Genomic DNA, 11,331 nt, shown 5'->3' on the forward strand with positions numbered 1-11,331 from the left:
CCCGCGGGTTATATTATGCAGCGAAACCCTAAGGAGCGATCATGACCCGTATTTTGTTACTGGCGTTAGCAGGCGCGTGCCTCTGGTGCGCCGCGGAGGCCTCGATGGCCGATACCCTCAAACCCGCCGCAACCAGCACCTGGAAAAGCCCCTCGCTGAACAAGGACCTGGTCACCACGCTGTACGCCCCGGCCGACGACGCGCCCCAGCGCTCGCGCGCCGGACGGCCGGGAATCTTCTACCTCAAGAACCTCGCCGGCCAGCGCGCCGGAACCGAAAGCGACGAGTCGATCATCGCCGACCTGCTCAAGGAAGGCTACCTCGTCCTGGTGATCGACTACGCCAAGGACCCCAAGGCCGTCGCGCCGCATACCGACCTGGACATCCGCGTCATGCGCTCGAGCATGGGCGGGAGCAAAACCAAACCCGGCATCTTCGGTCCGCAGCGCGTCGACGGCGACCACACGTACGTGCTGGCCGAGGGCTTCCGCCTCAAACGCGACATCCTTTATTACGGCAACGAAAAGGACGGATACCGCCTGGATATCCGCTACCCCTCCAAACCCAAAACGCCTGCCCCGGCGCTGATCCTCAACCCCTGCGACAACAAGAACCGCATGGGCAACTGGGTCACGACCACGTATAACGAAGTGATCGCCGAGTCGGCCATGACGCGCGGATATGCAGCCGTGCAGATCGACAACCCCGTCAAGTACTACAAGGGCCGCGACCCCATGCCGGAGGTGGCGATCATCATCAAGGCGGCGATCCGCACCGTCCGCGCGCAGGGCAAGGAACTGGGTCTCAGCGGCAAGGTGGGGCTGATGGGCTTCTCACGCGGCAGCGGGCAGGCGGGCCTGGCGGGCTTGTCGTCGGACAAGAAGGAACTCGAGCAGGGTCCGCACCTCGATCAATCCTCGCGCCCCGACGCCCTGCTGCTGCACGCCGGGCGCATGGACCACCTGCTGCTGCTCAAGACCGACCCGAAGTTCGGCAGCTCGTACGGCGACCAGTTCGGCGACCCCGTCGCCGACCGCAAGAAATGGGAAGAGGGCAGCGCCGCCTTCTACGTCACCAAGGATGACCCGCCGGTGTTCCTGTCCGTCGGCGACCGCGACGAGTACCGCGTCGCCCAGATCAAGCGGATGGACGAAGCCCTCACGGCCGCCGGCGTCGAGCACACGTTGGCGATCACGCCCAACATGGGCCACCGCGTCACCGGCGACCTGAAGATCCTCGCCCAGATCTACGACTTCTTCGACAAGCACCTGAAAGGGAAATGACGTAGCACGGGCATCTTGCCCGTGAGTCACACGTGCGTCCCGCCCGTGTTTCCCCTGCCTCGCCACGGACGAGACGGCCGTGCTACGGTTTCTGCACCTTGAGTTTGACGCGGTTGGCGGTGATCTCGACGATGGCCAGCTTGACGCCCTTGATCTCGGAGAGTCGCTCGGCGAGGGTTTCGTTGGTGTAGCGGTATTCCACGTCGATGTTGGCGACGCTTTCGGTGATTTCGCGCAAACGCAGCGCCTGCACGCCGCGCAGGGCCGAGGCCTCGGTCTTGAATGTCTTCCACGTTTCGAAGTCCATGCCCGAGACGCTGACCGCCACGGTGCGCGAGACATTGGCCCGCTTGCGCCAGGCCTCGACGACGGCCGACAGGAGCTGCGCGGCGCACTCGTCGCCGATTTTCGCCAGGGCCTTGTCCTCGCCGCCGCCGCGCTGCAGGGTAGTGGTGGTGACCGGTCCGAAGGTCTTGCTGGCCAGCACGCGGGCCGAGTCGGTCTGGATCACCCGCACGTTGAGCGTGGCGGTGTACTGGTAGAGCGTCTGACCGGAGACGTCAAGCTGCTTGCCGTACTTGGCGGTCGCGCGCCCGGTGACGACCACGTCGGCGTTGAACCGCGCACCCAACGAGGCCACCTCGGTCATGTCGTCCTTGATCGCCGCCAGCAGCACGTCGCGCTTGGAGACATTGGCAGCCGTGCCGCGGTCCATGATGGTGATGCCCTTGGACAGGAAAAACTCCTCGATCTTGCCCTGGAGGATCCCGTTTTCTTCTTCTTTATAGCTGGGGCCCGAGACGGTCTGGTGGACCGACTCGGCGACGACCACGATCACGCGGGGGTTGTTCTCCTGGTGAATCGTGTGGGCCGTCGAGGCCCAGTCTTCCTCGAACTTCTGCGTCGAGACGCGGGCGCGGACCTTGGCCGTCGTCACGCCGTCGGCGATGCTCACCTTGACGACCTTGTGTTCTTTGACGTAGCCGACGGCATTGGCGATGACCTTGTCGTAGACGGCTTTGTAGTCTTCACTCTTGGACTGGCTGGTCAGGAAGACGCCGCAGGCTTCCTCGACGGCAGTGCGCAGGGCCTGGGCGATAGCCTCGTCGCGCGCCTTGTCGTCGGCGCCGGCGGCTCGCCCGGTGGCGTCGACCCATTTGTCGACCGGTCGGGCGGCGATAACCTGCGCCGACGCGGAAGGCAGGCAAAGAAGAAGAGGGACCAAAAGGACTGCAGCGACTGCAGGGACTCGAAGGACCGTCTCGCGCGTTCTTGTAGGTGACATTTGCTGTTCTCTCACTGCGATTTGAATTTCGCTTTGATCACGTTGGCCGAAACGTCGGAGATATCCAGTTCCGGCATGGCGTCGAGGAGTTTCTCGGCCAGTTTTTCAGCCACCAGGTCCGACTGCAGCGAGCACTCGACGACCTGATTGTGGAAGCTGGCGGTGAGGTCCTTGACGTTCTTGACGGTCTTGAGCCTGGCCTTGATCTGCGTGTACTGCTTGAACGTGACGCCCTCAACGTGCAGTTGCACTTCGCCGCGGCCTGCCAGGGCGTCCTGCCAGAACTGCAGCACGTCGGCGACGACCTTGGGGGCGACGATCTGGGCCTGGGCGTCGAGAGCCTTGGCCGCGGCGCTGCGCCAGACGCGATCGACGCCGCGCGTGGAAGGGCCGGGCTGGCTGGCCAGGAGCTGCCCGGTGTCGCTGCGGAAACAGCGGATGTTCGACTCGGCCTGGTACGGGAACAACTGCAGCCCGCCGACGGTGCTCGTCGGGCCTGGAGTGGCGTTGGCCACGCCGCTGATGAAGATCTGCGCCCCGAACCGCTTGGCCACCGCCTGCAGGCGGGCGGGGCTGTCCTCGGCGGCCGCCGCGGCGATATCTTTCTTGTCGATCTCCTTGAGCTGTTCCTTGTCCACCAGCACGAATCCGCTCTTGAGCAGCAGGTTCTCGATGCGCGTCTGCACGGTCGAGTCGTCCTGGGCCGCCCCGCCTATGCGCTCGCGGATGAAGACCATGATCTTCGGCCGCCCCACCTGCGCCAGCAGATTGGTCACCACGCCCCAGGTGTCTTCGATGCCCTTGATCGAGACCACCGCGGCGATCTTCACCTGCCACGTGCCGTCGGGCAGTTCGCCCTTGGAAAGGACCTTCTTGCTCTGCAGGAACCCGGCGCTGCGGGAGAGCACCGTGTCGCGCACCAGGGCGAAGTCCTTCATCTCCGAGTGCGAACTGATGTACTGGCCGGCGCCATGCTCGACGGCCTTGCGCATCGCGTCGGCGAGGGCTTCCTCTTCAGTGGCGCCGCCGCCGGTGACGGTGACCTCCACGAGGTTATCGCCTTTGGGCGTGACGGTCTGGCCAGGGGCCGCGGCGATGAAGACCAAGGCAATGCCGATCGCCGCCAGAATCCGTGTGAGTCTCATATCCATGCCTCAGTTACGTATACCTGTATCGATAGCAAGCCCAGGGTGCCGTGGCGGGAGGGCTTTAGCCCGACAGCCACGATAGGTCACCTGCTGGCAGTCGTGGCTGTCGGTCCTTCGGACCTCCCGCCACGGCACCCAAATTGCGAACGGTTCTATCGCAGTTCCATCGTCCGGCGGACGGGCTCGGAGACGTCGATGGTCTTCTCGGTCTCGGCATGCACGTCGTTCTTTCGGTAGGGACCGACCAGTTTGCCGCCCTTGGTAATGTGGAACCAGAGTTTCGACGGCGTGTCATCGGTGACCGGGAAGTTCAGGTCTGAACCGGTCTCCGCGGCGATGCGGCACTGGGCGGGCAGGTCGGAGGTCTTGACCGCCAGGGTCATGCTCTGCCTTCCGCCTTCGGCGCCGACGGTGCCCATCGGGATCGTTTCGTCGGGCGTGCTGAGCTTGACGCTGCGGGCCAGGTCGCTATGGTTCATGACGGTGACCAGCACCTTCTTTTCGCAACCGGCCGCAACGGCCACGCACGCCACCAACGCCACCAGCAGTATTTTTGCCGATTTCATGTCAGGTCTCCTGGTTCGCAAGGCCGCTGGGCCATGCTCTTGCTTGGGCACGGGTCTGGCCCGGGCCGGATGTTCGCACGGTTATTTCAGCTTGAGAGAGAGCTTTTCCCTGTAGAACAGCACCATGTTCCACAGTTGAGGCAGTTCGACCTCGACAACGACCGACGCCGTCCCGTCGGGGGCGAGCTTTTCCGAGCCATTGATGCGCCGCGAGCCCTGCATGAACGTCATCATGCTGGTGCGGATCTGGTCGTCCATGGCCACGAAATCCTTCACGGTCGTCCCGCTGGAGATGACCAGCCCGTCGAGTTCCTCGGCGAGTTTGCGCTTGGCGTCGAGTTCGGCGGCGCGGAACGCCATCAGCTTGGCCTGGGCGGCGTTGGCGTTCTCGGTGTCGATGGCGGCCTGTCCGGTAGCCTGGACGGCCGGGGGCCACTTGGACAGCATCTGCCCCACAGCGGCGGTCTCGACGCCTTCGCCCTTGAGATACTCATCGGGCGGCACGCCCATACCGGTCTCGCGGATGTCCTTGTCCTCAATGCGGGCGCTGATGCGTTCGATGTCTTCGCTGGCGATCTTGTCGCCCTTGTAATATTCCTTGCGCCACCGCTGCAGGTTCACGATCAGGTCCCGCACGGTCACTTCCATATCCATATCCACGATCAGTTCGTTGTCGTGGTACCGCAGGCCCACCTGGCGGGCGCCGCGCAGGAAGGTCTGCATCTGCGTGCGGATGGTGTCGTCGGTGGCGACGAAATCCTTCACCGTCGTCTCCGAGGTGATCAGGATGCCGTTGATCCGCTCGCCGAGTTTCCGAAGGGCGTCCAGGCGCGCCGCGCGCTCGGCCATCAGGCGACCGCGGCCGCTGCAGTTGGCCATCCAGTACGCCCAGGCCCTCTTGGACATAATGCCTTCGCCGCCGGTGCCGGGGGCGACCGTCTGACCGCGGTCGGCGAACTCCGGCCGAGGCGCGCCTGAACCGGTCTCGCGCAGAGTGGTTTCCTTCGTGTTGGCCGAGATCTTCTCGATGTCTTCGTAGGCGACCTTGTTGCCCTTGTAATATTCCTTGTGCAGGCGCTGGAGATGGAGGATGACCTCCTTGACCGTCACCTCGAGGGTGACCTGGCAGATGCCGTCCGGCGTGTATGACGGCTCGCCCACTTCTTTCATGCCGCTCAGCCACGAGGTCATCGCGGTCCGGATCCGATCATCGGTCGCCACGAAATCCTTGACTGTAGTCTCGGAGGTGATGACCAAACCGTTGATCCGCTCGGCGAGTTTCCGCATGGCATCGACGCGGGCGGCACGCATCGACAGCAGCTTGTTCTGGGCTGCCTGCTTCTCCGCCTGGGCGTCAGCCCAGGCCGAAACGGTCACCCCCGACAGCACACCTAATGCCAGCATACACGTCAGAATGTTTCTTTTGCCGTACATGAATGTTCTCCTTTCAGATCTGCCTCGCGCCCGGCAGCGCGTCGGAGGCTAACTGGTTCTGCGGGCCAATCCCGCATATTGTGTGGACGGTAGAATTCGCCATCGCCCGCTGCGATGGATTTATCAGCGTCGGGTATCCTCGATCTTGAATGTCCGCGTCATGACCGGCTCGGGCCCGGAGTAGAACTTGACGGTGTACTCACCCGCCCCGCCGCCCTTGGCGGCGATTTCCTTGGGGCTGAATCCGTACCCGAACGAACCGAACTTGCTTGACCAGACGATGTCGTGCTGGACCAGGTCGGTCCGCTCGCCGCTGCGCACGATCGTGATGCGGAAGCGGTTCCTGTTGCACACCCCGGGCAGCTTGATGACGACGAACATCTTCTCGTCCGCGGTGCTGAAGCGGTCGGAGTATTCCCACTTGTTGTCATACAGCGCCGACGCGGTGCGGCAGTCTTCGTTGGGGTTGATCTTGATCTGGCACTGCGTGACGGCGAACTCGCCGACGAGCTGATTCACCACCGCGTCCACCGCCTGCGACAGGCACCCGTGCGCGTCGCGGGCCGGGGGCGAACCCTGGGCCCAACTGGTCGCCTTGAGCGGCTGCGACGTGGCGTGGATAGGGCGGCCGTCGCTGACGCGGATAAGGGTGGCCGTGACGGCGACGTTGGCTTCATTTCGCGTCACGACGTACTTGCGATATCCCGAGACGTAGCTGTTGCCGTTGGCGTCGTAGCTGTAGACCGGGTCGGTCTTGGGCTCGTTGCGCGTGGTGGCGGCGTAAGTCACCACGTTGCCCACCAGCACCGCCTGGACCTTGTCGAGCTTGCTGAACTGCGAAGCCGCCGCCGCGGCGTCATCGCCGAACGCCAGTTGCAGATCCTTCTCGTTCATCAGCGCCGCCAGGTCGTTGCGGTTGTAGACGGTATAGGTGCCGTTGGCCGCCATTGCCCCGGCCAGGGCGTCCGAGATCGCCAGCGACGCGCCCTGGTTGCTGCCGCGAAGCGGCACCACCGCCACGCTCTTGAGGGCCGGATCGTAAAACGCCGGATAGCGGGTGATCGTGATGTTCTTGGTACACCCGCCACACAGGACGGACACGACGACCGCAGATAAAAATAAAACGCTGTAACGCATCGAGCCTGCTCCTGGATCATTTGCCTCGCGAAACGAATTGCGGGCTGGGCAATGGAGGCGCCGCGACAGAAAGGCGGCCCTCCCAGTTACTATCGGATCAACTCCCCGCCGGCGTTGGCGATTTCGGGGCCGACTGCCTCTGCGAGAAGTACTCTCGCCACGGTCCCAGGGCTTCGCGGGCGGCCTTCTGGGCCGCACGGGCGAAACCGGCGCCGTCGCTGCCGTTTCCGGTCCGGGTATAGATAATCTGCCCGTCGCTGACGCGCACCGCACGCACGCCCAGGCCCACGCGGTACGTCGTGATGGTCGTGCCGCCGCCGAAATACGGAATCGAGATGTTGGTCGGGTTGGCGGACTTCTCGTACTGGCTCACTTCGCCGACGATCACCACGTCGACGCCGGCCAGTTTGCCCACCTCGGCGGCGCGGCCGCTGTTGCTGTACAGGTCCCGCAGATCCTTTTCCTGGACGAGCTTGTCCAGTTGCACCCGCTCGACGAGCTTGATCCCCGGCGAAAGCACCATCTCCGTCACGGGACCCACGACCGTGCTGCCCGAGCCGTTCTGCCCCGCCGCGTCCGTCAGCGGAACCACCGCCACGCTGGTCACCGTCGACAGCGCCGCCTGCTCGTCGGCCGTCATCGCCAGCTCTTTCTTCTTCTCTTCGCACCCCAGCGTCGCCAGCAGCCCGAGCATCACGACGCCAGCCACTACCCTGGTTGTCTTGAACATGATGGATTCCTTAGCAATAAAAAGGGAGGAACATTGGTTCCTTTCGCGTACGAAATGATTCGGCAGCAACCGAGTTATATTTCCGGCCGACAACATCAAGCTCTTCCTTAAGCAGGTTGCCATGCACATGCATCTGACGCCCCTAAAGATATGCTGATCCGGAAGAAAGTCAAGATGCCACTTGGAAAATGCTATCCGTCGACCATGAACCTTCAAGTTGTTTCATCTCTTTACGTCCTCAGCGTCCTCAGCGACCTCTGCGGCTTAAGCTATCGGCGGCAGTAATCGCATTCTGCAACAGATTGCGGGCCCAGCCCGCGCCGGGCTCTTTGTGACAGCCGTTACGACGGTCCTTCCGCCAGCGCCGCCTGCATCTGCTGGTATTCGCCCAGCAGGAAATCGCCGCGGCGGTGGCCGCTGATGTGCGACCAGGGCAGCACCGCGTCGATGGGGATCTGCCGCTGTGCGATGGAGGCGACGTCGATGCCTGTTTCGGCGAAGGCCTCCTGCCACTTGGACCAGTCCCAGTGCTCCGACCAGGAGTCCATCCGCGCGCCGCGGCGCCAGGCGGCCTCGACCGCCTGGCCGACCTCGCGCCCGCCGCGGCAGATGACGGCCTCGAGGATGCTCTGCTCGATGCGGTGGAATTTGAAGGTGACCGGGCTGCGGTGCGACAGGTCCAGCAGGCGCTGGCGCACGGCGAAGAAATACTCCGCCGTCTGCATCGCGCACCACTGCAGGGGCGTGTGGGGCTTGGGCACGAACCACGAGACGCTGGCGCTGACGGCGCCGTTCTTGCCGTCGACGGCCCGCCGCGTGTGGCAGAGCTTCAGGCACAGGTCGAAGATCGCGTCGATGTCGGCCGGCGTCTCGCCGGGCAGACCGGCCATGAAGTACACCTTCACGCTGCGCCACCCGGCGGCGTAGGCGGCCTGCACGCCGGCGAGCATGTTCTCGTCGGTGATGTTCTTGCGGATGGCGCGGCGGAGGCGCTCGCTGGCGGCCTCAGCGGCGATGGTCAGCCCGCCCTTGCGGACGGAGCTGGTGAGCTTGGGCAGTTGGGCCAGTTGGCTGTCGACGCGCAGGCTCGGCAGCGAGATCGACACGTGCCGCGGGGCAAACTCGGCGTTGAGGCGCTCGATCAGCTCGTCCAGGCGGGGGTAGTCGCTGGTCGAGAGGCTCAGCAGGGAGATCTCGCGGTAGCCCGTGGCGGCCAGCGCCTCGCCGGCGGCGGCGACGATCTCTTCGACGCTGCGGCAGCGCACGGGCAGGCGGGTGGCGCCGGCCTGGCAGAAGCGGCAGCCGTTGGGGCATCCGCGCATGATCTCGATGACGACGCGTTCGTGAACGCCTTCGGCCAGGGGCACCAGCGGGCGCGTCAGGGGCGGCGAGGCGTGCAGGTCGGCCAGGTGCGATCGCACGACAGGCCCGTCGGCGGCGCGGTAGAAGCGCGGGGCGTAGGCGGCCTTGATGGTGCGCTGGGCGGCGGCGATGATCTCGTCGCGCGAGGCCCTGGCGCCCTTGAGGCGGGCGACCAGCTCGACGAGTTCCCGCAGCGGTCCCTCGCCGTCGCCGACGAGGAAGAGGTCGAAGAAGTCCGCCAGAGGCTCGGGGCTATCGGCCAGCGCGTCGCCGCCGACGACGATCGGGTCGCCCGGGCCGCGCTGGTCTGCGTGGAGGGGGATGCCCGCCAGGTCGAGCATCGTCAGGACGTTGGTGACGCAGAGCTCGTACGCCAGGGAGAATCCCAGGATGTCGAAGTCGGCCAGGGCACAGCGGCTTTCCCATCCGAACAGCGGAACGTTCTGCCGGCGCATGACGGTTTCGGCGTCGGGCTGCGGGCAGTACGCCCGGTCGCAGGCGACGGCGGGCATGTCGTTGAGCATCTGGTAGAGCACCTGGCTGCCCAGGTGCGAGATGCCCACGCCGTAGGCGTCGGGAAAGGCCAGGGCGACGCTGACAGCCGCCGCGGCGGGGTCCTTGCGGCGGGCGTTGATCTCCAGGCCGATGTACTGGGCAGGGGCGTTGACCTGCGGAAGCAGGCGGCTGCGGATGTCGTGTTCGAGATTTCTCATTGAGCGCCCATCGGTTGCAGGCAAAAGTCGCGGCGGAGGCACCAAGTATTCTTCAAAGCCGTTTCGCCGGTTTTGATAAATACTTGGCCTGGATATCGTACCGGCAGGAAATGAAAAAGTAATTTAAACAACGAATTACTTTTTCATTTAGTGCCTCCGCCGCGACTTTTCCCTGGAACTGATACGCCATGACTATCATACGGTATGGACAAAAACAAAGGCACAAGCACACCGTGGGTCCTGCTCTTCATCGCCGTGGGGTTGCTGGTGGGTTGGCTGCTCGTGAAGGGGATTTTTCTGGCCCTGAAGGTCGTCTGGGCGATTATCATCATCGTCCTGGTGATCGCCGCGATTTGGCGGTTCAAGGCAGGAGAAGCAAGGACGACTAGCGGACATGAAGTCGCACACGCAATACCTCACGATGAACACCCGCAAGCATCGCAAGTACGTGCTGATTACCGAGCAGGTTGAGCGGGCGGTGGCCGACAGCGGGATTGCCGAAGGCATGGTGCTGGTTTCGGCGATGCACATCACGGCCGGGGTGTTCGTCAACGACGCCGAGAGCGGCCTGCTGGGCGACATCGACGAATGGCTGGAGGGTCTGGCGCCGTTCAAGGAAGACTACCGCCATCATCGCACGGGCGAGACCAACGGCGACGCCCACCTCAAGAATCTGCTCGTGCATCACCAAGTGGTGCTGCCGATTACGAAAGGGCGGCTGGACTTGGGACCTTGGCAGCAGGTATACTATGCCGAGTTCGATGGACAGCGAGCCAAAAGGCTAATCATCAAAGCGATCGGAGAATAAGCGATGCCGATCAAGTTTCGTTGTGAGCACTGCGGCAAATCGATCCAGGCCCCGGACACCGCCGGCGGCAAGCGGGGCAAGTGCCCCTATTGCAAACAGGGCAACTACATCCCCGCCCCCGTCAGCGAGGCCGACCTGCTCGATGTCAGCGAAGACACCGAACTGGAACAGGCCCGCCAGCGCGAGCGACAGGCCCTGCTCGACCAGGAACGCCAACTGCTGGCCGAAGTCGGATCGGCCGCCACCGTCCCCTTCGATCAGCGAGACGACCTGACGCCCGAGGACCTCTACCCCTTCGTCATCAGCTACTGCCTGGCCATCTTCAACGGCTCGCTCGAGCAGTCGCAGGAACAGGTCGACAAGCTCAAGAAGCACCAGAGCATGGGCCAGTCGGCCGTCGAAGACTTCCTGGCCGAAAAGACCTCCGACGATTCCCTCACCTGCATCCCCGCGCCCGTGCTCAAAGGCCTCCTGCGAGACCTCAAAGGCAAACTGGCCGTCGGCGGACCTGCCGGCAAGGGCAAAGGCAAAGCCAAAGCCTGAAGAAGCTGTCAGTTCTCAGCTATCAGCAAGAACATTCGCACGCGCATTTTGCTGATAGCTACGGGGTGGCATGGCGACGCCGCGTTTTCTGCGGGGTCGCCATGGGACTAACCAGTCTGCCTGGCATGGCGACCCGCTCGGCGTGTCGCCACCACCCGCCCGAATTAAATAGGATGCGTCCCAACGGGACGCTTGGGACCTAGAGCAAGTCACGAACACATCTAGCGCCCTCTGAAGAAGTTGTGTATGCTTGGGTCAAGCATGGAGGCTTGAAATGAAAGCATACTCAATGGATTTACGTAAGCGTGTGTTGGCAATGTGC

At 63.8% G+C, this 11,331-nt stretch carries 10 protein-coding genes; 3 read left to right on the top strand and 7 right to left on the bottom strand.

From position 1 onward, the window contains the following. The first annotated feature begins 41 nt into the window (after window positions 1-41). The gene (locus ABFD92_09995; protein MEN6504860.1) at window positions 42-1,283 is read left to right on the top strand and encodes an alpha/beta hydrolase; all 1,242 of its coding nucleotides are present in this window, start codon (window positions 42-44) and stop codon (window positions 1,281-1,283) included. An 82-nt stretch (window positions 1,284-1,365) separates the two neighbouring features. Here ABFD92_09995 and ABFD92_10000 read toward each other — a convergent pair whose 3' ends face one another. The 7 genes from ABFD92_10000 to ABFD92_10030 all read right to left on the bottom strand — a co-directional run bounded on the left by ABFD92_10000 (window position 1,366) and on the right by ABFD92_10030 (window position 9,658). Continuing rightward, window positions 1,366-2,508 carry a hypothetical protein gene (locus ABFD92_10000; GenBank protein ID MEN6504861.1) on the bottom strand — a complete coding sequence of 381 codons (1,143 nt, stop codon included), beginning with the start codon at window positions 2,506-2,508 and terminating at the stop codon, window positions 1,366-1,368. Between the two features lie 71 nt (window positions 2,509-2,579). Continuing rightward, window positions 2,580-3,713, bottom strand: a complete 1,134-nt coding sequence (locus ABFD92_10005; protein ID MEN6504862.1) for a hypothetical protein — start codon at window positions 3,711-3,713, stop codon at window positions 2,580-2,582. A 155-nt stretch (window positions 3,714-3,868) separates the two neighbouring features. Next, window positions 3,869-4,282, bottom strand: a complete 414-nt coding sequence (locus tag ABFD92_10010) for a hypothetical protein (GenBank protein ID MEN6504863.1) — start codon at window positions 4,280-4,282, stop codon at window positions 3,869-3,871. An 81-nt stretch (window positions 4,283-4,363) separates the two neighbouring features. Next, a complete protein-coding gene (locus tag ABFD92_10015; protein ID MEN6504864.1) occupies window positions 4,364-5,716 on the bottom strand; it encodes a hypothetical protein in 1,353 nt (450 codons plus the stop codon). A gap of 123 nt (window positions 5,717-5,839) precedes the next feature. Continuing rightward, on the bottom strand, window positions 5,840-6,853 hold the full coding sequence (locus tag ABFD92_10020) for a CsgG/HfaB family protein (protein ID MEN6504865.1): 1,014 nt from the start codon (window positions 6,851-6,853) through the stop codon (window positions 5,840-5,842). 97 nt (window positions 6,854-6,950) lie between these two features. Further along, on the bottom strand, window positions 6,951-7,583 hold the full coding sequence (locus ABFD92_10025) for a CsgG/HfaB family protein (protein ID MEN6504866.1): 633 nt from the start codon (window positions 7,581-7,583) through the stop codon (window positions 6,951-6,953). A 341-nt stretch (window positions 7,584-7,924) separates the two neighbouring features. Then, complete coding sequence (locus tag ABFD92_10030) at window positions 7,925-9,658, bottom strand: TIGR03960 family B12-binding radical SAM protein (protein ID MEN6504867.1); 1,734 nt, start codon at window positions 9,656-9,658, stop codon at window positions 7,925-7,927. 394 nt (window positions 9,659-10,052) lie between these two features. Between ABFD92_10030 and ABFD92_10035 the strand changes: the two genes are divergently transcribed. Next, the gene (locus ABFD92_10035) at window positions 10,053-10,466 is read left to right on the top strand and encodes a secondary thiamine-phosphate synthase enzyme YjbQ (protein MEN6504868.1); all 414 of its coding nucleotides are present in this window, start codon (window positions 10,053-10,055) and stop codon (window positions 10,464-10,466) included. A gap of 3 nt (window positions 10,467-10,469) precedes the next feature. Continuing rightward, a complete protein-coding gene (locus ABFD92_10040; protein ID MEN6504869.1) occupies window positions 10,470-11,009 on the top strand; it encodes a hypothetical protein in 540 nt (179 codons plus the stop codon). The last annotated feature ends 322 nt before the right edge of the window (window positions 11,010-11,331 follow it).

The organism is Planctomycetaceae bacterium (assembly GCA_039680605.1).
GTDB lineage: Bacteria > Planctomycetota > Phycisphaerae > SM23-33 > SM23-33 > JAJFUU01.